The 23,848-nt window shown below is 47.5% G+C and carries 20 protein-coding genes; 9 read left to right on the forward strand and 11 right to left on the reverse strand.

Annotated elements, in window-relative coordinates; all coding sequences use genetic code 11:
* Nucleotides 1-148: 148 nt before the first annotated feature.
* The gene (locus tag DW205_RS20890) at nt 149-688 is read right to left on the reverse strand and encodes an RNA polymerase sigma-70 factor (protein WP_005863977.1); all 540 of its coding nucleotides are present in this window, start codon (nt 686-688) and stop codon (nt 149-151) included.
* Between the two features lie 257 nt (nt 689-945).
* Between DW205_RS20890 and DW205_RS20895 the strand changes: the two genes are divergently transcribed.
* Complete coding sequence (locus tag DW205_RS20895) at nt 946-3,201, forward strand: inorganic phosphate transporter (protein ID WP_005863979.1); 2,256 nt, start codon at nt 946-948, stop codon at nt 3,199-3,201.
* A 56-nt stretch (nt 3,202-3,257) separates the two neighbouring features.
* Here DW205_RS20895 and DW205_RS20900 read toward each other — a convergent pair whose 3' ends face one another.
* Nucleotides 3,258-4,130: a hypothetical protein gene (locus DW205_RS20900; protein ID WP_005863981.1), complete on the reverse strand. Its 873-nt coding sequence runs from the start codon at nt 4,128-4,130 to the stop codon at nt 3,258-3,260.
* Between the two features lie 196 nt (nt 4,131-4,326).
* Between DW205_RS20900 and DW205_RS20905 the strand changes: the two genes are divergently transcribed.
* The 3 genes from DW205_RS20905 to phnW are packed head-to-tail and all read left to right on the forward strand — an operon-like array spanning nt 4,327 to nt 7,610.
* A complete protein-coding gene (locus tag DW205_RS20905; RefSeq protein WP_008774290.1) occupies nt 4,327-5,670 on the forward strand; it encodes a DUF5690 family protein in 1,344 nt (447 codons plus the stop codon).
* Between the two features lie 34 nt (nt 5,671-5,704).
* On the forward strand, nt 5,705-6,493 hold the full coding sequence (gene phnX, locus DW205_RS20910) for a phosphonoacetaldehyde hydrolase (protein ID WP_005863985.1): 789 nt from the start codon (nt 5,705-5,707) through the stop codon (nt 6,491-6,493).
* Between the two features lie 31 nt (nt 6,494-6,524).
* Nucleotides 6,525-7,610 (forward strand): 2-aminoethylphosphonate--pyruvate transaminase, encoded by a 1,086-nt coding sequence (gene phnW / locus DW205_RS20915; protein WP_005863987.1) that lies wholly within the window; start codon nt 6,525-6,527, stop codon nt 7,608-7,610.
* On the opposite strand, the gene DW205_RS20920 is transcribed toward phnW, so the two are convergent.
* From DW205_RS20920 to dapB, 4 genes are read right to left on the reverse strand one after another with little or no spacing between them, the layout of a single operon-like run.
* Nucleotides 7,594-8,223 carry a WbqC family protein gene (locus DW205_RS20920; RefSeq protein WP_005863989.1) on the reverse strand — a complete coding sequence of 210 codons (630 nt, stop codon included), beginning with the start codon at nt 8,221-8,223 and terminating at the stop codon, nt 7,594-7,596. The genes phnW and DW205_RS20920 overlap by 17 nt on opposite strands.
* 1 nt (nt 8,224) lies before the next feature.
* Nucleotides 8,225-9,085 carry a signal peptidase I gene (gene lepB, locus DW205_RS20925; protein WP_005863992.1) on the reverse strand — a complete coding sequence of 287 codons (861 nt, stop codon included), beginning with the start codon at nt 9,083-9,085 and terminating at the stop codon, nt 8,225-8,227.
* A 19-nt stretch (nt 9,086-9,104) separates the two neighbouring features.
* Nucleotides 9,105-10,502 carry a S26 family signal peptidase gene (locus DW205_RS20930; protein WP_005863994.1) on the reverse strand — a complete coding sequence of 466 codons (1,398 nt, stop codon included), beginning with the start codon at nt 10,500-10,502 and terminating at the stop codon, nt 9,105-9,107.
* Between the two features lie 16 nt (nt 10,503-10,518).
* On the reverse strand, nt 10,519-11,235 hold the full coding sequence (dapB, locus tag DW205_RS20935) for a 4-hydroxy-tetrahydrodipicolinate reductase (RefSeq protein ID WP_005863996.1): 717 nt from the start codon (nt 11,233-11,235) through the stop codon (nt 10,519-10,521).
* A 76-nt stretch (nt 11,236-11,311) separates the two neighbouring features.
* On the opposite strand from dapB, the gene DW205_RS20940 reads away from it, so the two are divergent.
* On the forward strand, nt 11,312-12,592 hold the full coding sequence (locus tag DW205_RS20940) for a DUF2851 family protein (RefSeq protein WP_005863998.1): 1,281 nt from the start codon (nt 11,312-11,314) through the stop codon (nt 12,590-12,592).
* Here DW205_RS20940 and DW205_RS20945 read toward each other — a convergent pair.
* Nucleotides 12,576-12,959, reverse strand: a complete 384-nt coding sequence (locus tag DW205_RS20945; RefSeq protein ID WP_005864000.1) for a hypothetical protein — start codon at nt 12,957-12,959, stop codon at nt 12,576-12,578. The genes DW205_RS20940 and DW205_RS20945 overlap by 17 nt on opposite strands.
* Nucleotides 12,934-13,185, reverse strand: coding sequence for a hypothetical protein (locus tag DW205_RS20950; protein ID WP_005864002.1), 252 nt, complete (start codon nt 13,183-13,185; stop codon nt 12,934-12,936). Before DW205_RS20950 ends, DW205_RS20945 begins: the two co-directional genes overlap by 26 nt.
* A gap of 403 nt (nt 13,186-13,588) precedes the next feature.
* Between DW205_RS20950 and DW205_RS20955 the strand changes: the two genes are divergently transcribed.
* On the forward strand, nt 13,589-15,502 hold the full coding sequence (locus DW205_RS20955; protein ID WP_005864003.1) for an Ig-like domain-containing protein: 1,914 nt from the start codon (nt 13,589-13,591) through the stop codon (nt 15,500-15,502).
* Nucleotides 15,444-16,310, forward strand: coding sequence for a DUF3108 domain-containing protein (locus DW205_RS20960; RefSeq protein WP_005860674.1), 867 nt, complete (start codon nt 15,444-15,446; stop codon nt 16,308-16,310). The genes DW205_RS20955 and DW205_RS20960 overlap by 59 nt, the downstream gene beginning before the upstream one ends.
* A 294-nt stretch (nt 16,311-16,604) precedes the next feature.
* On the opposite strand, the gene DW205_RS20965 is transcribed toward DW205_RS20960, so the two are convergent.
* The 3 genes from DW205_RS20965 to DW205_RS20975 form a co-directional block, all read right to left on the reverse strand.
* Complete coding sequence (locus DW205_RS20965; RefSeq protein ID WP_005864005.1) at nt 16,605-17,012, reverse strand: PaaI family thioesterase; 408 nt, start codon at nt 17,010-17,012, stop codon at nt 16,605-16,607.
* 25 nt (nt 17,013-17,037) lie between these two features.
* A complete protein-coding gene (gene cysS / locus DW205_RS20970) occupies nt 17,038-18,513 on the reverse strand; it encodes a cysteine--tRNA ligase (protein ID WP_005864007.1) in 1,476 nt (491 codons plus the stop codon).
* A gap of 90 nt (nt 18,514-18,603) precedes the next feature.
* Nucleotides 18,604-20,970 (reverse strand): ABC transporter permease, encoded by a 2,367-nt coding sequence (locus DW205_RS20975; RefSeq protein WP_005864009.1) that lies wholly within the window; start codon nt 20,968-20,970, stop codon nt 18,604-18,606.
* A gap of 195 nt (nt 20,971-21,165) precedes the next feature.
* Here DW205_RS20975 and DW205_RS20980 point away from each other — a divergent pair, with 195 nt between their 5' ends.
* The gene (locus tag DW205_RS20980) at nt 21,166-22,533 is read left to right on the forward strand and encodes a sigma-54 dependent transcriptional regulator (protein WP_008778028.1); all 1,368 of its coding nucleotides are present in this window, start codon (nt 21,166-21,168) and stop codon (nt 22,531-22,533) included.
* Nucleotides 22,530-23,798, forward strand: coding sequence for a PAS domain-containing sensor histidine kinase (locus DW205_RS20985; protein WP_005864013.1), 1,269 nt, complete (start codon nt 22,530-22,532; stop codon nt 23,796-23,798). Before DW205_RS20980 ends, DW205_RS20985 begins: the two co-directional genes overlap by 4 nt.
* The last annotated feature ends 50 nt before the right edge of the window (nt 23,799-23,848 follow it).

A 23,848-nucleotide genomic window follows, 5' to 3' on the forward strand; every position in this document is an offset into this window, starting at 1 on the left:
CGAAAGATTGGCTCCTTTTTTTGGTATATACACCAGCCGTTGTAGAGACGTGGCGTGCCTCGCTCACTACAGACTGATAGTATTGTTACTATTGCTAGGGGATGAGACGCAGCACGCTACGTCTCTACAACTGGGGAAAATGGATAGATCAGTCGTTTATTTCTTTAGCTAGAGATTCCCGTAGTTTTCGGACTGCCGTGGCGATGTGGGCTTCTAATGTCTTTACTGATATTTCTAGGATATTTGCCGCATCCTTATATTTCATCTTATCTTCACGGATCAGTTTAAAAGCCATCTTGCATTTATCCGGGAGTGCATTGATCGCCTCATTTAAATGATCGATGCATTCTTTAGAAATAAGTTCTTCCTCGGGCGTAGTATCAGTATGCGCAAATAAATCGATCGTATTCTCATCGATCTGGACTTTCTCCATATGCTGTGTCCGGTATAGGCTGATGGCTTTGTGGCGGGCTATGCCATAGATATAAGAATCGAAGTTAGAGATCTCCGGTAATGACTTTCTATTATTCCAAAGACTTAGAAATGTATCAGAGACAATTTCCTCAGCTTCTACAGAGGAAGGCACATAAAGGGATGTAAACCGCATTAGCCTCTGAAAATAGGCTAAATAAAGCGATTTAAAAGCAGTTTGAGAATCGGATAGCGCGATTTCACAGACCCATTGCATTATTTCTTTGGAGTGTTTTTCCAAGTAACTAGAATCTTGTTAACTTATTTCCCTTCTAAATATATAGTCGCAAATGTATATAAAAACCCTTAGTGGATCTCTCTCTTAAAAGAGAAATACTTGATGTTAATTTCAACCTAATTTCATATCTGGTTGTTTTTGAATCTAATCCGCAGGTTGTAACATCATTGTAATATGTATGTAACGGATGCGAAATAATTGTTTCAGAACTTTGCGCAAGAATTATAACAATCAGTATGGAAACATTTTATTTGTTCTTGGTCATATTTTTGTTTGTATTGGCCATCGTAGATTTATCGGTCGGTGTTAGTAATGATGCCGTGAATTTCTTGAATTCAGCTATCGGTGCGAGAGCCGCATCCTTTAAAGTTATTATCGCTATCGCTGCTGTGGGAGTCTTTGTTGGTGCGGCGTTATCCAATGGTATGATGGATATCGCCCGGCATGGTATTTATCAACCCCAGCATTTTTATTTCTCGGAGATCATGTGTATCCTTGCGGCCGTTATGCTTACGGATGTGGTGCTACTGGATATTTTTAACTCATTAGGTATGCCGACCTCGACAACGGTTTCCATGGTGTTTGAGTTGGTGGGTGGAACGGTAGCGATCGCCTTGGTAAAGATCGCTAGTTCTTCAGGCGCTTTGCAATTGGGGGATCTGCTGAATACCGAAAAGGCTTTTACCGTGATTCTGGGTATCTTTCTTTCTGTGGCGATCGCTTTTTTCTTTGGTGTGATCGTGCAGTATCTGTCCCGGATCTTGTTCTCGTTTAATTATAAGAAAAGCTCTAAATATTTTATTGGTCTGTTCGGAGGTTTAGCGGCCACTTCCATCATTTACTTTATGCTGATAAAGGGACTGAAGACAAGTTCTTTTATGACGGGTGAGTTCAAGGATATGGTGTATGCCAATACGGGGATGATCGTTTTGGGATGTATGGTATTTTTTACGATCTTGATGCAGGTATTGCATTGGTTGAAGGTGAATGTATTCAAGGTGGTCATTTTGATGGGTACGTTTGCCTTGGCGTTGGCTTTTGCCGGGAATGACTTGGTGAACTTTATCGGAGTCCCCTTGGCTGGCTATTCCTCTTATATGGACTTGATGGCGCAGGGAGGGACCACTACCACAGATACATTTTTGATGACCTCTTTGTTGGGACCGGCCCAGACACCTTGGTATTTCTTGGTGGGTTCCGGGGTCGTGATGGTAATCGCCTTGGCTACCTCCAAAAAGGCTCAGAACGTGGTGAAGACTTCCTTGGATCTGTCTCGTCAATCGGATGGAGAGGAGTCTTTCGGTACATCGCCTGTCGCACGGGTATTGGTACGGAATTGCAGTAATATATCCGCTACGATATTAAGTATCGTGCCCACTCCGGTTAAGAACTGGATTGATAGCCGTTTCAACCAAAGCGAGATGATCATGGATGACAAGGCTAGCTTCGACTTGGTACGTGCCTCGGTGAACGTGGTTTTGTCCGGATTGCTGATCGCTTTGGGAACCTCCTTGAAATTGCCTTTATCTACGACGTATGTGGCTTTCATGGTCGCTATGGGTACTTCGTTGGCAGACCGTGCTTGGGGGCGTGAGAGCGCCGTATATCGCATCACAGGCGTATTGTCCGTGATAGGTGGTTGGTTCATTACGGCAGGGGCTGCTTTTACGATCTGTTTCATCGTCGCTCTCTTGATTTATTGGGGAGGTATTCCAGCTTTGGTCGCTATGATTGGTTTGGCGATCTATTCGTTGGTTCGTAGCCACTTCGCTTATAAGGCTAAATTGCGGAAAGAGGCATTGAAGGAGGAGGTGAATTCTACGGTGTCTAAACTTCGTAAGGCTACGGATACCCGTGAGGCTTTGGCCCTGTTCCGCGAGCATAGCCGTGAGGAATTACAATCCGATCTGGATTTTACGGCGGAAGTATTCGGCAAGGCAGTAAATGGATTCATGAATGAGAACCTCCGTGAGTTGCGCAAGGTCTTGACTGCCGTGGAGGAGAAGAAGATTCACTTGAAGCAAGTGAAACGTGTCGGTACGCTTGGCGTTACCCAATTGGATCACGACATCGCCGTGGAGAAGGGGCTTTATTATTATCAAGGAAATGACTTCGCCAGCGAGATCATATTCAGTATCCGTCGCTTGGCAGAACCGATGAAAGATCATATCGATAATAATTTCAGCCCGTTGAGTCCGGTACAGAAAGATGATTTTGGTAAGGTATCTGAACAAATCATCTCCTTCTTGAGAAATTGCGCTATTATGATCCGTAAAAACGATTATATTGGTTTTGAGGAGCTGATCGCTGAGTCGATTACCTTGATGAACCAACTTACCGCCTTGAAGAAAGGGGAGTTGAAGCGTATCCAAGGGCAGTCCGGCAGCACGAAGGTGAGCATGGTTTATTTGAACATGGTACAAGAAGCCCAGAACGTGGTTTCTTTTACGGCGAACCTCTTGAAGGTGAGCAGGAAGTTCCAGAAGGAATAATCAGTCTCTATTATATTAGGATGGTGGGAGACGGGGCATGCCCCGTCTCTACTGGTTTATAGGGTTAGCATCTTCTTTTCTTTGACTAAATCACTCTCGTCCATCCGCAGGGATGGGACTGTACACATCTTGATAAAATCTCCTGTCTGGCAAGTATAATCATAGTAGACCTGTTGTTCCGGGGTAAAATCTTCTTTATCGATCAGTCCGCTTTTCCGGCTCATGAATTCATCGATCTCCGTGCTTTCTGATTCCTTGATAAGAAGGATTCGGCGGGCAATCGGGTTACGATTATAATCCTGACCGATGTATAATCCTCGTAATTGGCGGGGATTCTTGAAAAATGGTATTTGCAGGTATATCGTTACCATCGTGAATTGGGGCGCTTGGTTCTCGTTCAGCATGCAATGGAAATTCTGAGGATCGGGCATGATCCCGAATCCCCATTGAGCCTCTCCATAAGCGCTGATCCGCCCTACACGGACTTGATTATCCGAGGGGGAGAGTAGGAAGGGTTCCATCTTGAGGCAGTCCGAGGAGGAAGAAAGGCTGTAACTGGTATAGATTCCTTTGAAAGCCTCTATTTTAGAGGCGGAGAGCCGTGTCTCCTCCATCAATTGCTTGGCGAAAGGATTATCTTTTAGGCTATCCGGTTCGGCGAGCTCCATCTGGTCTAGGCGAAGGATCATCTCCTCTATATGGGAAAGCAAACGTTTTTTCGACACGTTATTCACTAGGGCGAGCGCCGAGTCCAGCGCTTCTTCCGGCGGGTAACTCTTGATGCCCTCGAAATAATTCGGCAATACGGTCGTATATAGGGAGGACAATATGCTGGGAGCCATATCGATCCAGTCGGCTATCTCTTTCATCTTAACCCCATTGCTTCGTAGATATTCGATCTTTCGGTAGAATTCTTGAAGATTGTTCATGTGTTTATACTCTTGATTTACCTTACAAAATAAGAGGACATATGTTGCGTTTCCGTTTCATGAATGTTACATAAATATTTCTTTATAATTTATTGATTCCTAGTTGGGTATTAATAATATACATTCATGGGTTCAGTAATATGTCTGTAACATGGCGGCTGTACTTTTGCCTTCGAAAATAAAACGACAGAAGATTATGGACACTGCGATACAGACAAATAAAACATCCCGGAGGCGGGTTTCCGATCTCTTCTTCATCCTATGGGCCGGAGGGGCCGCTTTGCTTTCTTATTCCTTGGTATATATGTTGCGTAAGCCTTATACGGCTGCCGCTTTCGAGGATCTGGAGGTATTCAATATGGACTATAAGGTGGCGGTTACGATCGTGCAGATCTTGGGGTACGTGGTGTCGAAGTTCATGGGAATTAAGTTGATATCGGAGTTGCGGCGGGAAGAGCGCTTGCGGTTCATCTTGATGTCCGTGGTGATGGCGGAACTTTCGTTGGTATTCTTCGGGTTGCTCTCGGCTCCTTATAATATAGCGGCGATGTTCTTGAACGGGCTTTCGCTGGGATGTATGTGGGGGATTATTTTCAGCTTTATAGAAGGACGTAGGATGACGGATGTCCTCGCTAGTTTGTTGGGCGTAAGTATGGTGATCAGTTCCGGTACGGCAAAGTCTGTCGGCTTGTACGTAATGGATACGTGGCAGGTCAGCGAGTTCTGGATGCCCGCCTTGATCGGGGCGGTGGCATTGCCTTTGCTAGCCTTGTTGGGATATGCGCTGAACCGACTTCCACAGCCTACGGAGGAGGATATCGCCTTGAAGTCGGAGCGGGAGACCTTGAACGGGCGGCAGCGTTGGGAGCTTTTTAAGCATTTCATGCCTTTCTTGACGATGCTTTTCGTGGCGAATATAGCGATCGTGGTATTGCGGGATATCAAGGAGGACTTCTTGGTGAATATCATCGATATGTCCGGTTACTCGCCTTGGTTGTTCACGCAAATAGATAGCGTGGTGACCTTGACTATCTTGGCGATCTTTGGTTTGATGGTGCTCGTGAAAGATAATTTTAAGGCGCTTTCAGTCCTGTACGGTTTGATTATTACGGGCATGATGGTCATGGCGTTCGTGTCGTTCGGGCAGGAGCGGATGGGATTGAGCCCGGTGACATGGCTTTTCTTGCAGAGCCTTTGCCTGTATATGGCTTACTTAACCTTCCAGACAATTTTCTTCGATCGCTTCATCGCCTGTTTCAAGATACGGGGAAACGTCGGTTTCTTTATTGTCTTAACAGATTTTCTGGGGTACACGGGTACGATACTGGTATTGGTACTAAAGGAATTCGTGGGTACGAGATTGGACTGGGCGGTATTTTATAACCAACTTGCCGGATATGTAGGGATCTTTTGCTGCGCCACTTTTGTCGCTTCCTTCGTATATTTGCGGCAACGCTATCGCAAGGAGACCGCTTTATGTGGCTGCGAGGAAATAGCAACTCTTGAACCTACCGAAAACAATGTCCTTACGATCGCTTAAACAAGAAAATTATTAAATACGATACATACAGAATATGAAGAAGATTTCAGGTGTCATTATGGATTGGGCCGGTACGGCCGTGGATTATGGATGCTTCGCTCCACTGAACGCTTTTCTCAAGGTATTCTCGGAAGAGAAAGGGATTGATATCACTTACCGGCAGGCCCGTGAGCCGATGGGTCTCTTGAAGATTGATCATATCAAGGCAATCTTGAGCATGCCGGAGGTGAACGAGAAGTTCCGTGCCCTGTATAAGAGGGACTGGAACAAGGGGGACGTGGATGAGATGTACGCTAGTTTCGAGAAACATTTGTTCGCTTCCTTGAAGGATTTCACCACTCCGATACCGGGAGTCTTGGAGACGATGGCGATGCTTCGCGAGCAAGGTATAAAGATCGGCTCTACGACCGGGTACACGGCGAAGATGATGGAGATTGTCCGTCCCGGAGCCGAGGCCAAAGGATATAGGGTAGATAATCTGGTGACACCGAACGAGGTCCCGGCCGGTCGCCCCGCCCCGTATATGATCTATAAGAATATGATAGATTTAGCGATTCCTTCCGTAGATCAAGTGGTGAAGGTAGGAGATACGATCGCTGATATTAAGGAGGGCGTGAACGCCAAGGTATGGAGCGTCGGTATCGTGACCGGTAGCAACGAGATGGGCGTGAGCGAGGAGGAATATAACAGCCGTCCGGCGGAAGAATGGGAATCTCTGAAGAAAGAGGTGCGTGAGCGTATGTTGGCGGCGGGGGCTCATTTCGTCTTGGATACGATCGCCGAGCTGCCCGCTTGCATCGAGAAGATTAACAACAGGAATTAAGCTTGATAACCGAATAGAATAAAACAATCATATGAGAAACTATTTATTATTGACACCGGGCCCGTTGAGTACGTCGCAGACGGTGCGTGAGGCCATGCTTCAAGATTGGTGTACGTGGGATAAGGATTATAACGAGGGTATCGTTACCCCGATCCGTAAAGGCTTGCTGGCGATAGCGGGATTGGACGGGGATGAGTACACCAGTGTCCTGCTGCAAGGTAGCGGAACGTATTGTGTGGAGGCTACGATCGGGGCTGCTGTCCGTCCGGAGGATAAATTGTTGATCCTCGCTAACGGTGCTTATGGCAAACGTATGGCGCAGATCGCCGATTATTATCATATCAATTACGTACTGGTCTCTTTGCATGAGACGGAACTGGTAACCGGCGAGGTAGCCCGACGTGCCTTGGAGGAACATCCCGGTATCACGCATCTCTCAATGGTACATAGCGAGACCACGACCGGTTTGTTGAATCCGATTGAGGAGGTAGCCGAGGTGATCAAGGGCCGGGGGATTACCTTTATCGTGGATGCGATGAGCAGCTTTGGCGGTGTCCCTATCGACGTGAAAGGTTTAGGTATCGACTTCTTGGTCAGTAGCGCGAACAAATGTATTCAAGGAGTTCCCGGCTTCGGCTTTATCCTCGCCCAAAAAGATAAATTGATGGCGACGAAGGGGAATGCCCGCTCGCTTTCCTTAGATATCTATGCCCAGTGGGAAGCGATGGAGAAAGGGGGAGGCAAATGGCGTTTCACGTCTCCGACGCACGTGGTTCACGCTTTCTACCAAGCCATGAAGGAATTGAACGAGGAAGGCGGTATCACGGCTCGTTATAAGAGATATCAGGAGAATCACCGAGTATTGGTGGAAGGTATGCGTGGATTGGGTTTCAAGACCTTGCTGCCCGATGATGCCCAAGGGCCTATTATCACTTCGTTCTTATATCCTTCCGCGGATTTCGATTTCACCTCGTTCTACGCACGGCTGAAGGAGAAAGGCTTCGTGATCTATCCGGGTAAGATCTCGGATGCGGATACGTTCCGTATCGGTAATATCGGAGATATCTTCCCGAAAGATATGGAAGCCTTGATACAATCGATTAAAGAGATCCGGTAATTGATGCCCGTAACGTAACGAGTCCTTCGGGGCCCATATTGAACAGCAAATCAGCAATACTCAGATTGGGGAGGAATCCGAATTTCTCCCGGAATACTTGATAATAAGGTTCCGGGCAGAAGGCGGGATCTTCCCCTTCGTGTTTCGGGCGGATCGTTTCCCGGAAATCGTTGGCTACCTCCGGTTCATAATGGTCGGTGTAGACGACTGCGGGTTGCATATCCAACAGGTCACAGACCAGACAGCGCAATTCCTCGTTGAAGTCGAGGAGGAACTCGTATTTCTTCTCGTAGAAAGGAGCGAAGTCATCGGCATAATACTCGAAAAACGGACTCATATTGTAGGCCGATACCAAAGCGTTCCAGTGTAGGTGCCGCCAGTTTCCATGGTCGGAGATACGGATGTCCTTGGTCTGGCATTTCAAGGTATCCGGCTTGACGATGGGGATGGATAGGGAGAGTGGGCCGTTCGCGGCGGCGATGGAACAGCGGTTACGATAGGTTTGCTTCACGTAATTCTCGGCGGTCTCGATACGGACCTCCGGGTATTGGAGCATCTTACAATATTGTTGTATGGGGCCTAGATAGGCGGTCGCTATATATACAGGTCGCATGTTAATGAACGGGTTTAAAGATTCGTTGTTTGTCGGGGCTGTACCAGCAGAGCCAAGCGTTGCCGACGATATGGTCGGCCGGTATGAAACCGAGATGGCGGGAATCTACCGCCTCGTTGGTATTATCGGACAGTACCCAATAGTAGTCTTGTTGGAAAAAGAAGAAATTAGTCTCCCGCCCGTCCAGATATAACTTTCCGTCACGGAAGGAAGCTTTACCATCCGTCTCCCGCATGATGATCTCCTTGCAGGCGGTGAGCGAGGCGGCGTCCAGCGGGTAAGCCCGGTCTTTCCGGGGGACGATCAACATGTATTCTTGCATTTGTTCCCCGATAAAATGACGGTTTATGGCGTCGGGCAATTCCTCCCTCAATTGATATTCCTCGAAAGCCGTGAGGCTGAGCATACAGCCGAAACTTTCCTGCCTGAAATCCCTAAGTGGGATGTCCAACTTCTCTAACGTCTCCAAGAACGTCTCCTTGGCGCTCAGTGTTATGAAATAGGAACAGAGGGAGCGAGGAGAGCGGGGGATTTTCTGCCCGTTTATCGTATATCCGTCCATGCTGACCCGGATCGTATCGCCCGGCATACCGATGCATCGGCTGATGAATAAGGGAGCATCCGCTGAATCTCGAGAGAGCGGGCTGGTAAAAAGCACGACCTTGCCCCGGACGGGCTTATTCTTCCCCGGTATTTTATTGACTAGGATATAATCCCCTTTATGCAAAGCCTCTTCCATAGAGTCCGTGGAGATGCGATAGGACTCTATGCAGAAAAGGCGTATGAGCATGACGATCCCCGCGGCTAGCGCGAAAGCTGCCAGCCATTTCATGAGAACTATCAGGAATCGTTGGATTGTCATAATACGAAGTTTTCACCTCTTAATCCGGATGCACCCAACGGAACAGGCGGTTCCAACGGATACCACCGTCGAACAGACTGCGATCCTTGTCCAAGGATAGCCAAACCAAGATCGGCTTGCCGACAATGTGATCCTCGGGTACGAAACCCCATGAGCGGCTATCCGCGCTATTATGGCGGTTATCGCCCATCATCCAGTAATAATCGTATTTAAACGTATAGGAAGTCTCGGGCTTGCCGTTGATGTAGACCTTGCCGTCCTTCACTTCCAAGGTGTTGTTCTCGTAATTCTTGATACAACGGCTGTACAACGCCAGATTACGTTCGTCCAACGGGATGGTAGCCCCTTTCTTCGGGATCCAAAGCGGCCCGAAGTTATCACGGGTCCAGCCAGTATTGTATCCGACCGGATAGGTAGGGCCGCCCAACGTCTCCGGCTCGATGATAACCTTCTTCACGGTAGGTAACTTCTCCGCTATCGCCAAGGCCTTTTTCGTGAGTGGCAGGCGATATACCGGGTTGTACTGTCCGTTCGCGTTAGGCGTAAAGCCTAGGTATGACAATAGGTTCTGGTAATAACCGCCGCTGGAGGCCAGCATACGGTCATCCTTGCTTACGTCCATTAGGCGGAATTGCTCCTCTGTGATCGGGGAACCGTCTGTTTCGATGAAGTAGTTGAACTGCATATCTTTCGGGTTCTCGGCGGGTTTACCGTCTATGTACACTTGGTTGTCTATGAGTTGGAGCGTATCACCCGGCATACCGATACAACGCTTCACGTAATTCTCCCGTTTGTCGACCGGGCGGTACATAACCTCGCCGAACGTGGCCTTATCCAATAAGATACGTTCCCGTCCGTACTCCTCGACCAAGGAGTAGTAATCTGGGTTTTGCACTTTCACGGCGATCGTGTCGCCTGCGGGGAAGTTGAACACTACGATATCATTACGTTTCACGTGGCCCAAACCTTTCACCCGTTTGTAGCCCCATTCCGGCCAATCCAGATACGATTTGCAGTTTAAGATAGGCAACGTATTTTGTACCAACGGGAAGGAGATCGGAGTGTTCGGAACGCGAGGGCCGTAACTTAATTTGCTGACGAACAGGTAATCTCCTACCAGCAAGGATTTCTCTAGGGAAGAACTCGGTATCTGATAGTTCTGGAAGACGAACAAATTGATGAAATAAACGGCTACCAGCGCGAATACGATATCGTCCACCCATTCCAATACGTTGCGTACCGCCGGGTTCTTAGACCGTTTCCAAGCTCCCCAAGGGATGTAGTGCGTCAAGAATATATCGACTAGGACGATTAATCCCAGCAGTAACCATAAGTTTTGCATCCAGATAGCGAACAACGTGTATAATACGGCCGCTATACTAAACTTGATCCATTGTTTTTTCGTGAACTTCTTCATCTTTTAGCTAATACGTTTAGAATTTGAATAAGTCATTCATGCCTAGGAAACCTTTCTTTCCGGCGGTAAACTCTGCCGCTATTACGGCGCCTAGCGCAAATCCGGCACGGCTCTTGGCATCATGCTTGATACTGATCGTATCTACGTCCGACTCATACGTGATCTCGTGGATACCCGGAACCTCACCCTCACGGATGGCGTGGATCGGCAGGTCGGTCGCGTTCTCGGCGTTCTCTAAGGTCCAGCGGTCTTTACGATCGATGTTTTCCAAGATACCTTCGGCCAACGTGATAGCCGTTCCACTGGGTGCGTCCAGCTTGTGGATATGGTGGACTTCCGTCATTTTAACGTCGTAGGAGGGGAAGTTGTTCATGATTTTCGCCAGATACTTGTTCATGGCGAAGAAGATATTTACGCCGATGCTGAAGTTGGAGGCGTAGAAGAAGGTTTTGCCCTCTTTCTCGCATTTCTCCTTGATCTCGCCGATACGGTCCAGCCATCCGGTAGTACCCGATACGACCGGCACGCCTACCTCGAAACATTTCATATAGTTATTGAAAGCGGTAGCCGGGGTAGTAAACTCAATCGCCGCGTCGGCGCTCTTGAACGCTTCTGAATATATATCCTCAGCGTTATTGATATCTATGATGGAAACAATTTGATGTCCTCTTTGGATGGCGATCTGCTCGATCGTTTTGCCCATTTTCCCGTAACCTATAAGTGCAATTTTCATACTTTAATTCAATTAATGTCGCAAATATACAGAAAATGAATTACATTTGAATCCAAAATCTTAACTCTGAAAGAATATGGAACGTTTATTACACTATGTTTGGAAATACAAACTCTACGCGAGTACTTCATTGGCTACCACCGAGGGGCTTCCCATCGCTGTTATCGATCCCGGAATACAAAACACCGACGCCGGTCCCGACTTCTTCAACGCCAAGATAAAGATTGACGGCACGGTATGGGCCGGAAGCGTGGAGATCCACGAGAAAGCTTCCGATTGGTTGCTGCATCATCATGATTCGGATAAGGCATATGACTCCGTTATCTTGCATGTAACAGGTGTGAATGACGCATCCATCTGCCGGATGAACGGTGAGCCTATTCCTCAATTGCTCCTATCCGTTCCGGAACCTGCCCGGAAAAATATCGATTGGTTATTGGCAAGAGAGGTGCCCGTCCCCTGTCTTGAGCGGATTCAAGATGTGGACTCCGTGCATCTGGCCTCATGGATGGATACCTTGCTCAGTGAGCGGCTGGAACGAAAGACAGAGGATATATACCGTCTGCTGGATCAGTACCAAGAGGATTGGAACGAGGTATTCTATATCCTATTGACCCGTAGTTTCGGCTTTGGCGTGAATAGCGACGCTTTCGAGTGGTTGGCGAAAAGCCTCCCCCTGCGATATATCCAAAAGCAAAGGGCTAGCGAGTCGCAAGTAGAGGCGATGCTTTTCGGACAAGCGGGTATGCTCTCGGAAGAGGGCTCCTGCCATTACTACCGTCTGCTGAGGCGGGAATATGAGTTTCTCCGCCATAAGTTCGGCCTCAAGCCTTTGGATGACTCCTTGTTCAAAAGCCTTCGCATCCGTCCGACCAACTTCCCGCATGTGAAGTTGGCGCAACTGTCCGCTATCTGGCATCGGTACGATACGTTGTTCTCGATGATCCTGTCCGCTTCTTCTCCTAAAGAGATCAAGGATTATTTCCGTATCCAACCCTCGGATTATTGGAAGAATCATTATCACTTCCAATACGCCTCGGTGCAAAAAGATAAAATGATCGGGGAGAATGCCTTGAATATCCTGTTAATAAATACGGTAGTCCCTCTGCTATTCGCTTACGGCGGTCGAAATAAACTTCCTGAGTATTGCCTGCGTGCGACCCGCCTCTTGGAGAGTATCCCGCCGGAACGCAATCATATCGTAACCGCTTTCGCTCGATCCGGTATCGAAGTCCATAACGCTGGTGATACGCAATCACTCATCCAGTTAAAACGAGAATATTGCGAGAAGCGAAAGTGTTTGTATTGCCGGATTGGGTTCAGGTTGCTAAAACGAAGTGTTAATCCTCCTCGGTAAAAGGAGCTCTTATATACTTGCCGTCTTTATGATTATTGGTGATATAACGTATAATATATCGATCACCTTTCCGGTTGAAAAAAACATACCATGTGGTATGTTTACTGCTTTTTCGTTTGAAAAAGGCGTATTGCAAATCTTTCCCGTATCGGTTGAACCTCATTTCAGCTGTATGGGAGAGGTTATAATGTGGCGCATGAGGTAAAGTGTGGGTGAAGTCGAGGATATCATCGATAAGTATGTTTGCGTACTCAATGTATGAATAATAATCTTTCTCAAATAAGGTGTCGGCTAAATCCATCAGATAAGTGATTATTTCTTTAGGGATAATAACTTTTGTGTTATTTTCTTTGTGCGTTTTTTTCATAGAAATGTTTTCTTAGTTCTTGTTTTGCGTATTGTCTGAATTCCTCGATGCTCAATCCTTTGTTCCAATCTCGTTCAAATTCATCAAGGTTACTATCCGATAGGTTTACTCCCAATCGTTGCAATATAGGATTGATCATATCCCCATATTTCTTTAAGTCGATGCGAACGTAGCTGTTGTTCCCTGCCGCATCTTTCTCCAATTCGATACCTGATACTTCTGACATAGTTGCTCTATTTATTTGGTTATACTTCCATCTATCGCGAAGATACTGTTTTTAATTAGGTATCTGCCTTATTTCGGGTGTTTTATTTTACAATAAGTTCGATGTGAATTACCGTTTTGTAAGAGATTGATAACCAGACTCGAAAAAACACGTACATGTTTTTTGGAAAAGTCGTACGTGTTTTCCGAAAAACATGTACGTGTTTTCGGGAAAACAAGCTGATGTTTTTTTCCGGATGAGCCGCGATGACATTCTTTAGGAGAGAAAAATGACAATAAGGTGAAGATAATTTATGATAACTCAATTAATTTAGGTGGCCTGTATAGATTAATTAGCGTATATATCCTTATCGTTCACGGGATTTTTCCCTATTTTTGTCCCTCAATTGAAATGAGAGTATTGAATGGAAGATAAATATGTGAGAAATAGTTTACGGTTCTTTATAGGGGTACTTCTGTTGGTCGTGCTGTATTCGTGCGCGAATATAGCCTCGCCGAACGGGGGGCCTTATGATGAGGCTCCGCCTAAGTTCGTAAGCAGTACGCCGTTGCCTAACCAGATAAACTATAAGGGAAAGAAGGTGGAGATTATCTTTGATGAGTTGATCCAGATCGATAAGCCTACCGAGAACGTGATCATCACTCCACCCCAAATGGAGCAACCCGTTATTCGGGCGAACGGCCGGAAGGCGGTCATCGAGCTGATGGATACGTTGAAGGAGAATACGACCTATACGATAGACTTTACCAATTCGATCTCCGATAATAATGAGAAGAATGTATTGGAGAATTATTCTTTCGCGTTTTCTACCGGCGAATCCATTGATAGTATGGAGGTGTCCGGGGTCTTGCTGAACGCCGAGAATCTGGAGCCTATGCCGGGTATTACGATCGGCGTGCATACGAATCTGGAGGATTCCGCCTTTACGACGATCCCATTTGTCCGTACTTCCCGTACGAACGACAAGGGCGAGTTTACGATTCGTAATATGGCCCCCGGAACCTATCGGATCTATGCCTTGGAGGATGTGATGCGCTCCTACAAGTACAGCCAGCCCGGGCAGCAGATCGCTTTTTACGATTCCTTGATCGTCCCTGCGTTCGAGTTGACGACCCGTCAAGATACGATTTGGAAAGATAGCTTGACGATCGATACGGTGATGACAGTCGGTTATACCCATTTTATGCCGGACAATATCGAGTTGCGCCTGTTTAAGGAAAAAGTAGAGCGTCAATATATGTTGAAGCCGGAGCGTACGGATGAGAAAATACTAACCTTGCGTTTCAATACCTCCTTGGATACTATTCCGGTACCGGTTCCTTTGAATTTCACCCCGGCGGATAGCAATTGGTATTTCTTGCAAACAGCGGAGGAAGGAAAAGCCGTGCATTACTGGTTGACCGATTCTTTGATCTGGAAGCAAGATACGCTACAAGTGGAGGTGAGTTACCTGAAAAGCGATTCCATGAATATACTTCGTCCGCAGACCGATACGGTACAATTTACCGTGCGTCGCCGTCCTGTGGAGAAGAAGAAAAAGAAAAAAGACGATGAGCCGGAACCCATCGAGTTTCTGGGAATGAACGTAAACGCTTCCGGTTCGATCAACCTGTATGATACGGTCGCTGTTACGTTTAGCGAACCGGTAGCGGGATTGACGAAAGATCATTTTTATCTGGATCAGAAAGTGGATACGCTTTGGGAAGCCGTTGACTTCGATTTCTTCCCGGATACGACGAATTCCTTGAATTTCTTCATCAAGCGCCCGTGGAAGTATGGAGAGGAATACCGTTTGGAAGTAGATTCCGCCACGATATTCAGTGCCTATGGTAAATGGAACGATGTGTATAGCGGGGAATTCAAGATCAAGAAGGAAGATGAGTACGGGCATTTATATATCAATATTGAGGGAGCGGATACCACCGCTTTCGTGGAATTATTGAATAGCAGCGACCAGCCGATCCGTAAGGTGAAGGTAAAAGATGGCGGCGTGCTTTTCATGGACTTGAAACCGGATAAATATTATGCCCGTTTAGTATTAGACGTGAATGATAATGGTGTCTGGGATACCGGTAATTACGCCGATAAACGGCAGCCGGAACTTGTCTTCTATTGCCCGAAGATATTCAATATCATGCAGAATTGGCAAGTGGAGGAGACGTGGAATATCAAGGCTACACCGATGAAACGGCAGAAACCGATCGATATCACGAAGAATAAACCGAAAGAGCTAACGAAAAAGAAAAGAGATTACAAAAATGAGGGAACACAGTCTTCGTCCAATAGGAACAGCGGTGTGGGCGGCTTGCGCTTCTAAACTGTATATATGCGTTTTCTTTTTGTGTGTAGCGAGTCTTACGTCTTTGCGGGCACAAACGTTGCCGTTATCCCATGGGGAACGGGTGGATTACGATCTTTATTTCAAATGGGGGCTGATCATGTCGAAGGCCGGATTGGCTACCCTTTCCGTGAAAGAATCGGAATACCAAGGAGCGCCGTCATGGCATTATAACCTGTTGTTCCGCTCTGCCGGCGTGATCGAGAAAGTCTTTAGGATGCGTGATACGATGGATTGCCATTACTCAAAGGAGCCTCGGCTCTTGTTCAGCTCGAAGCGCACGAACGAGGGAGACTACTATCTGGTGGATAATCTCCAGTTTGAGTATCAAGGAAGCGGTAGGATCGATATCCACTCGCATCGCCATACATTAAAGGAGACGAAGATCGACACGATGCTAATGGCGAAAGGACGTGTATTCGATATGCTGGGAGCTACGATGTATCTCCGTTCGCTGGATTGGCGGACGATGAGTTATGGTGCGGAGTTCCCTTTCATGATCGCTATCGGCCGGGAGCTCGTGAACGCCCGTTTTCGCTATACGGGACAACAGATCGTCGAGCATAAGGAGGCGAAATTCCGTACCCGCCATTTCTATATCGATATCTACGATGAGGCATTTTCCCAAGCCAAGGAAGCGGCGGAGGTTTGGATCGGTGATGACGAGAACCATATCCCGGTAAAGATCCGGGCGAAACTGAAGATCGGGGCGGCGGAGGTCTATTATAAAGACTCCTATAACCTGCGTGCCCCACTTACTTGCCGTATCGTGGTGCAGAAGAAATGAAAGCTTTTTAGATAGGCTTGTGTTTCTCGCACCCAGCTCATCACGGAGCTGGGGCGAGAGCTTTTTATATTGATAGGGTAGTTATCGTGATCGTGTAGCATTGATGTAGACAAATATAAAAGATGTTTTATAATAAAGGGGGCTCATAAAGGCAGAGGTTATGACATGTGAATAATTTGTTTATGACATATTGTTTATTTAGATTGATTTATAATGTGTTGCGTATAAGCATAAAAAAGCGAAAGCCTTTGGGAACAAACCCCAAAGGCTTTCGCTTTTTATAGAATTTCTTTTTTAAACCAACGGAGTGAAGGGTAATTCCGTGTCTTTGCGGTAACCTGTACCATTAAAAGTCGCGATTAATTCTCCGGCTTCATTGGTGATACGGACTTCGCAATTCGCCAGTCTCTTATGGCTGAACGCTTCTTTCGCTTCCGCATATAAATATCCCTTACTCTCCGCCTTAAAGAAATTGATGTTTGAGGTAATGGATAATGTCAGGCGTGCGTGGCTATTAGTCGCCGCGGCGAAAGCCAGATCCGCCAACGTGAAGATCGCCCCACCTTGACATACGCCTCCACCATTTAAATGTTCGGGCTTGATGAGCATACGCGCCTTGGCGTAACCGTTGCCCGTTTCTAATAATTCAACGCCCGCAAGCAAGGCGAATTTATCGCCTTGAAGAAATTCATGGATTGTCATAACCTCTTACTATTCGCTTGGTGGATTATTTGCTTAGTTTCCATTCCGCACCATCCTTGGTATCCTTTATCTCGAATCCCATCGCGGTTAATTCGTTACGGATCTTGTCGGAGGTGGCCCAGTCTTTATTCGCCTTGGCTTGCTGGCGGATGGATAATAATAAGTCTACGGCCTTGCCAAAAGTCTCATAGCTGTTACCACCGGCGGAAGCCTCGTCTTTCATGCCAAGGATATCGAACAAGAATAAATGGAATACCTCTTGTAACTCTTTCAAGTCTTCCTCGGACAGAGTAGCCTTACCGTCTTTTACGGAATTGATCGCACGGGCGGCATCGAATAGATGAGAAATCACGATCGGTGAGTTCAAATCGTCATTCATGGCCTCGAAACATTTCTCACGAAGACCTTTCGTGTCTACGGTAGAGGTAGCGGACGGCTGCAACTTCATCAAATGTCCGTATGCCTCCATCAAGCGTGACAAGCCCTTCTCGGCAGCTTGCAAAGCCTCATTGCTGAAATCAACCGTGCTGCGGTAATGCGCTTGCAGGATGAAGAAACGGATGGTCATGGCGGAATACGCTTGTTGCAAGGAGGGATGATCACCCGTGAAGAATTGCTCCAGTGTGATGAAATTACCTAATGATTTACCCATCTTCTGCCCGTTGATGGTGATCATATTGTTGTGCATCCAATAATGAACCATGTCATCCCCTTGGGAAGCCACGGCTTGCGCGATCTCGCATTCATGGTGCGGGAAGATCAAGTCCATGCCACCCCCGTGGATGTCGAAATGCTCCCCGAGGTATTTCTTGCCCATAGCGGTACATTCGCAGTGCCAACCGGGGAAGCCGTCGCTCCACGGAGACGGCCAACGCATGATATGCTCCGGCTGGGCGCATTTCCAAAGGGCGAAGTCGATGGCGTTATGCTTCTCGTCCTGCCCGTCCAACGCGCGGGTCGTATTCAACATATCCTCGATATTGCGACCCGAGAGGATGCCGTATTTATGATCTTTATTATATTTCTCTACGTCGAAATAGACGGAGCCTTGACTCTCGTAAGCGTAGCCGTTATCCAGAATCTTCTTGACTAACTCGATTTGTTCGATAATATGTCCGGAAGCGTGCGGCTCGATGCTGGGAGGAAGTACGTTCAGCGCATCCATCGCTTGATGATAACGATTGAGGTAATATTGAACCACTTCCATCGGCTCCAACTGTTCTAGCCGTGCCTTCTTGGCGATCTTATCCTCCCCATCATCGGCATCGTGCTCCAGATGCCCTACATCCGTTATATTACGTACATAACGCACTTTATATCCTAGGTGGGTAAGGTAACGGAATAGCAAGTCGAACGTGATCGCCGGACGTGCGTGTCCCAAGTGGGCGTCACCATAAACCGTGGGGCCACATACGTACATACCTACATGCGGCTCGTGCAGGGGTATGAATTGCTCCTTCTTTCTCGTAAGCGTGTTGTAAATATTCAATGGATGTTCCATATTCTATTATATATTTAGGAATCGCGAACTTACATAAAATCCTTGGTATTATCAAGCTGATCGTGAATAGTCTGTAGTTTTCATAGGCATTCATTGACTCTTGATGACTTCCGACGGATTCTCATTGGCTGCCTTACATACCTGTTCACGTATCGTACCTAGAACCATGCTGGTAATGGTGATGAATATTCCCACCAACCACCAGATCTGGATTTGGATGCGATAGGCGTAGCCTTGCAACCAGTAGTTCATGACGAGATAGCTGATCGGGAAAGCGATGATTCCGGCGATGACAATTAATCGCATGTATTCCTTGAAGAACAAGAAAATGATCTCGGAGGCTTTCGAGCCTACTACTTTCCGGATAGCGATCTCTTTACGCCGCCGTTTCGTGGAGGCTGTAGCGACGGCGTAGATGCCGAACAAGGAGATTAGCAAACAGGCGAAAGCGAGGAACGAGAATATTTTCAGCCCGACGATCTCGGATTGGTTCAGTTGATCGTAAAGCGTTCCGATCGGGGTGATCCGGGTATCCGCTAATGTCGGGTCTATCTTGGGCAGTAGCTCCGTGATATGGTGGGCGATGTTTCCTTCCTCGCCCGGTATGACCCGGATATACAGATTATTCACCAGTCCACCCGAAGGAATGAATAGCATCGGATGAATACTTTCCCGGAAAGATAGCGCATGGAAATCGTTGACGACACCGACGATCTCGTATTCTTTGATCACGCTGAAATCTGACCACCACGGCATACGGATGATGCTGCCGACTGGGGCTTGTAAGCCCATGGCACGAACCGCCGACTCGTTGAGCACGACACTAAGTTCGTTGCCTTCTGTCCACCACCGGCCCATTAACATCTTTAGGTCGAAGGTCTCACCAAATCGGTGATCGGTTCCATAGAGGTGGAAGTCCACCTTTGTGTCCAGCGGTTTTCCCTCCCATTCCACATTCGTGAAGATCGCCATGGGATCGACATGATGTTGAGGCTTAAAGTTCGTGTCGGTGAAACTTTTGACTTGCGGCAGGGCACTTAACTCTTGCATCAACGTGGATTCTATTTTCCCGGATACGTCTACGAAGCCGGATAGTTGGATAAGGCCTTTTGGGTCGAAACCTAAATCTTTTTGATTTACGAATCGCATTTGCTCCATGACAACCAGCGATGCTACGATGAACAGGATACTGATCATCAATTGTAAGGTCACGGCCATGCGGCGTAACAAAAGGGGTTTGACTGTCTCTTTGGGAACGAGCGAGGTGGTTGCCGTATGGCTGAACTGCCCGAAGAATACTAATCCTGCACATTGGAGGATGAGGAATGTACCTATACCTACCCCTGCGAAAAGAAACAGGAACCGGCCCATCTCCAAATCAATCTCCAGCCATCGGGCGAAAAGCGGCTTGACTTGGACTATGAAGATCAAGGCTACCAACAAGGATGCAAGTACGGAACAGCCTAGCTCGACAGACATTTGTTCGATCAATTGCTTTCTCGTTGCGCCGTTGACCGTCCGTAAACGCCATTCCCGCACACGTTGCCGAAAGAGATCCATATAGGAATTCAAGAAATTGAAGAGGGCGGCAAACAATAATAGGGCACCAGATACGACAAACAAGCCGATGAAATTTAAGGTGAAGGGTGTATCTTTATTCAGATGATGCCGGATCTCACGGATGGGGAGTGTTCGCAACTCGATCTCCTTGTTCACCCCGATACGTTCAGGTAGCTCTTTTAGTTGATTGGCGAAGGCTTTTGGGTCTGAGCTTGGATGGAGTTTCACGTATAAGTCCATCACGAAGAAGCTCCATTGTGCCTCTGGAGGTAACTGGGAGAAATGCTGTATCATGTTATGGTTGATGATCGCGTCGAACGGTAGATTGGTATGGGGTGATGGGTCTTTCACCACAGCCGTGACGATGTAGGGAGGTAAGGAGGCTCTCATCAAGGTGTGTATCGGTTGCCCGATCGCCTTTTCCGCATCGCCAAATAGACGGACCGCCGTACGTTCGCTCAAGATCATGTTGTTTACGATTTGTAGCGGATGATTCATTTCTCCACAAACGAAAGATTGCGGGAATACCTCTAGGAACGTACTGTCTGTATAAAGCATATTCATTTGGATATAAGGAGTCGCTTGGGTACGGCAGTTTTCGGTTGAAAGCATAAGCGTGGTGGAGGCTTCGATAGCTGGGACTTGCTCTCGTAAGCTATTCTCGATACCTTTCGAGGCTCCTTTGTTCACTTTCCCGGATTGTTTCTCTACGCTATAGACACGGTAGATGGATTCGGAATCCTTGTAGAAAGAATCGTAAGTGGTCTCATGATCCATCCAATAGAGTATGGGCACGAAACAGACGAGGGCGAAAGCCAGCCCTAGGATACTGATGGAGGCGCTTACTTTATACTTCCAGATGTTTTTGAAGGCAATGACACAGTAATGTATTAACATGGCAATTCCGTTTTTTGATGATATCGCTGATGACTCAATTTCGCTGAATCCGATTCAAATATCATGCCATAAATGTAACGTATTAGAAAATAGAATCATAGAAAAATCTGTATTTCTTCATGTAGTGCGATAGCGTACATTTTTTGTGCGATAATGCACGTACAAGCTGTCTTTATTCCCTTTATCTTTGTCCGTATGGAAGAAAAAGGAAAGATATTGATCATCGACGATAATAAGGATGTGTTGTTCGCATTGAACTTACTGTTGGAGCCGTACATGCAAAAGGTGAAGGTAACGACACAACCGGCACGCATCGAGTATTTCATGCGAACGTTCCAACCGGACGTGGTCTTGCTGGATATGAATTTCCATCGGGATGCCGTGAGCGGGCAGGAGGGTTTTGAGTATTTGGGACAAATCTTGGAGATCGATCCGCAGGCGGTCGTGATCTTCATGACGGCCTATTCGGATATAGAGAAAGCGGTCAAGGCCATTAAGGTTGGTGCTACCGATTTCATCTCCAAGCCGTGGGAAACGGAGAAGTTGCTGGCTACCCTCTCGTCGGGCATTCGATTGAGCCATTCCCGTAAGGAGGTCGGACGTTTGCGGGAGCAGATGAAAGCCATGAAGGCGGACGACACATTGCCGGAATTGATCGGTGAGTCGCCAGCGATGCTGAAGGTAAAGGATACGATCTACAAACTCGTGGAGACTGACGCGAATATATTAATTACCGGCGAGAGCGGTACGGGAAAAGATTTGGTGGCTCGTCTGTTGAGGCATTACTCGCCCCGGCGTGACGATGCTTTCGTGACGATCGATTTGGGAAGCATCCCGGAACAATTATTTGAGAGTGAGTTGTTCGGCTATGAGAAAGGAGCCTTCACGGATGCCCGACGGTCTAAGTCGGGACGGATGGAGATGGCCTCCGGTGGTACGCTCTTTCTGGACGAGATCGGTAACTTGTCCTTGCCGATGCAGTCTAAATTGTTGACGGCTATAGAGAAACGTCATATCACCCGTTTGGGAGCGGTGGAACCGATCTCGATCGATGTTCGTTTGATCTGCGCCACCAACGCCAATCTGCGTCAGCTGGTGGGCGAGGGGAGTTTCCGGCAAGACTTGCTCTATCGGATCAATACCATAGAGATAGCCATACCACCGCTGCGTGAGCGGGGAGAGGATATCTTGATGCTGGCCGATCATTTCCAGAGGCTGTATAGCCGGAAATACAAGAAAACGATCAAAGGGTTGAGCCGGGAGGCGGGGAGTAAGCTGATGAAATACCCTTGGCCCGGTAATGTCCGGGAGTTGCAGCATGTTTTGGAGCGAGCCGTGATCTTGAACGAGGGTACGGTGCTGAGACCGGATGATTTCCCTCTCTATACAGCCTCTTACGAGCGGAAGAAGGAGCTGGACCCTGATTTGAATCTGGAACAAGCCGAGCGGAAAATCATTGAGCGAGCCTTGCGGCAAAGCAACGGTAATATGAGCTATGCCGCCGAGCTATTGGGTATCACCCGTTTTTCCTTGTATCGCAAAATAGAGAAGTTCGGCTTATGAGATCGTATGCGTTCACGGTCATCTCGCACATCCTAGGCATCGTATTGTCTACGGGACTCCTGTTCTATTGCGTGCATGAGGAGATTATTTTTTGTCCTACTTTTTGCGGGATCGCGATCTTGTATTTCTCGATTCATCTTTATTTCATACAGATGCGGCAGGTGAAGTATTGGCGTTATGTGGTGGATTGCTTGCGGCAGCAAGACTTGATCCAGATCGTTCGTTCACCTTATGAGGATAAGGTGATGCGGGAGTTGGCGGACGATTTGTCCGAGGCCCTGCGATCCTTGCGTGGCCGATTGATGGACGAGGAGGTGAGGCGGCAGTATTTTGAGAGTCTGTTGAATAAGGTGGACACTGCCGTACTCGTTACTGACAGGGAAGGGGCTATTGAGTGGAAGAACCGGGCCGCCGACGCGTTGCTGGATACGAGGTGTCGGTTACCCAATGAGTTCTTGGAGGCTATCAAGGCGGGGAAGACGGTGGTGCGTTACGGAAAACCATCCGTTCCGCAAGATTGGGCGATCGATGCCACTCGTATCGACTTGCGAGGTTGCGAGCGTTGGATCGTCAGCTTGAAGAACATCCATTCTACCTTGGAGCGGAATGAGATGGAGGCTTGGCAGAAATTGATCCGTGTCTTGACGCACGAGATCATGAACTCCATCACACCCGTTATCTCGTTGTCCGAGACCTTGAGCAAACGTTGTAAAGCAGATCCGGATGATGTCCGGAATCGTTCGTATATCCAGCATGGGGTGAATGTCATCCATCGCCGGAGTAAAGGGTTGCTGGATTTCGTTGAGAATTACCGGAGATTGACCCGGATCGCCTCTCCGGTAAAGACCCGTATCTTAGTGAAAGATTTCTTTTCGGATTTAAGGCGTTTGTGCCCGGAGCCTTCTATCCGTTTCCGCTTGCCGGATGAGCCTCTGGAATGGTTTGCGGATCGGGCGCAGATGGAGCAGGTCTTCTTGAACTTACTGAAGAATGCTTGTGAGGCTTGTGCGGAAAAGCCAAACCCCGAGATTATCGTGGCGGCTCAGCGGGAGGGAAACGAACTCGTCTTTACCGTGCGAGACAACGGTATCGGTGTCTTACCCGAGGTTATCGACCGGGTTTTTGTACCTTTCTTTACCACCAAGCCCTCCGGCTCGGGTATCGGTTTAAGCATCTGTAAGCAAATAATCACCTTGCATGGCGGCCATATCTCGGTAGAATCCGAGAATGGAAAGGGTAGCTGTTTCTTTTTGTACTTTAATTGATTATCAGCCTGTCTTATGCTGATATAGGTAGACACATTCAATAACAATAA

The sequence above is a fragment of the Parabacteroides sp. AM17-47 genome, assembly GCF_003434625.1.
Classification (GTDB): domain Bacteria; phylum Bacteroidota; class Bacteroidia; order Bacteroidales; family Tannerellaceae; genus Parabacteroides; species Parabacteroides distasonis.

Excerpts from the sequence above, each read along its gene's own strand:
- DW205_RS20890 (WP_005863977.1), bottom strand. The coding sequence starts at position 688 with ATGCAATGGGTCTGTGAAATCGCGCTATCCGATTCTCAAACTGCTTTT.
- DW205_RS20895 (WP_005863979.1), top strand. The coding sequence starts at position 946 with ATGGAAACATTTTATTTGTTCTTGGTCATATTTTTGTTTGTATTGGCC.
- DW205_RS20900 (WP_005863981.1), bottom strand. The coding sequence starts at position 4,130 with ATGAACAATCTTCAAGAATTCTACCGAAAGATCGAATATCTACGAAGC.
- DW205_RS20905 (WP_008774290.1), top strand. The coding sequence starts at position 4,327 with ATGGACACTGCGATACAGACAAATAAAACATCCCGGAGGCGGGTTTCC.
- phnX (WP_005863985.1), top strand. The coding sequence starts at position 5,705 with ATGAAGAAGATTTCAGGTGTCATTATGGATTGGGCCGGTACGGCCGTG.
- phnW (WP_005863987.1), top strand. The coding sequence starts at position 6,525 with ATGAGAAACTATTTATTATTGACACCGGGCCCGTTGAGTACGTCGCAG.
- DW205_RS20920 (WP_005863989.1), bottom strand. The coding sequence starts at position 8,223 with ATGCGACCTGTATATATAGCGACCGCCTATCTAGGCCCCATACAACAA.
- lepB (WP_005863992.1), bottom strand. The coding sequence starts at position 9,085 with ATGACAATCCAACGATTCCTGATAGTTCTCATGAAATGGCTGGCAGCT.
- DW205_RS20930 (WP_005863994.1), bottom strand. The coding sequence starts at position 10,502 with ATGAAGAAGTTCACGAAAAAACAATGGATCAAGTTTAGTATAGCGGCC.
- dapB (WP_005863996.1), bottom strand. The coding sequence starts at position 11,235 with ATGAAAATTGCACTTATAGGTTACGGGAAAATGGGCAAAACGATCGAG.
- DW205_RS20940 (WP_005863998.1), top strand. The coding sequence starts at position 11,312 with ATGGAACGTTTATTACACTATGTTTGGAAATACAAACTCTACGCGAGT.
- DW205_RS20945 (WP_005864000.1), bottom strand. The coding sequence starts at position 12,959 with ATGAAAAAAACGCACAAAGAAAATAACACAAAAGTTATTATCCCTAAA.
- DW205_RS20950 (WP_005864002.1), bottom strand. The coding sequence starts at position 13,185 with ATGTCAGAAGTATCAGGTATCGAATTGGAGAAAGATGCGGCAGGGAAC.
- DW205_RS20955 (WP_005864003.1), top strand. The coding sequence starts at position 13,589 with ATGGAAGATAAATATGTGAGAAATAGTTTACGGTTCTTTATAGGGGTA.
- DW205_RS20960 (WP_005860674.1), top strand. The coding sequence starts at position 15,444 with ATGAGGGAACACAGTCTTCGTCCAATAGGAACAGCGGTGTGGGCGGCT.
- DW205_RS20965 (WP_005864005.1), bottom strand. The coding sequence starts at position 17,012 with ATGACAATCCATGAATTTCTTCAAGGCGATAAATTCGCCTTGCTTGCG.
- cysS (WP_005864007.1), bottom strand. The coding sequence starts at position 18,513 with ATGGAACATCCATTGAATATTTACAACACGCTTACGAGAAAGAAGGAG.
- DW205_RS20975 (WP_005864009.1), bottom strand. The coding sequence starts at position 20,970 with ATGTTAATACATTACTGTGTCATTGCCTTCAAAAACATCTGGAAGTAT.
- DW205_RS20980 (WP_008778028.1), top strand. The coding sequence starts at position 21,166 with ATGGAAGAAAAAGGAAAGATATTGATCATCGACGATAATAAGGATGTG.
- DW205_RS20985 (WP_005864013.1), top strand. The coding sequence starts at position 22,530 with ATGAGATCGTATGCGTTCACGGTCATCTCGCACATCCTAGGCATCGTA.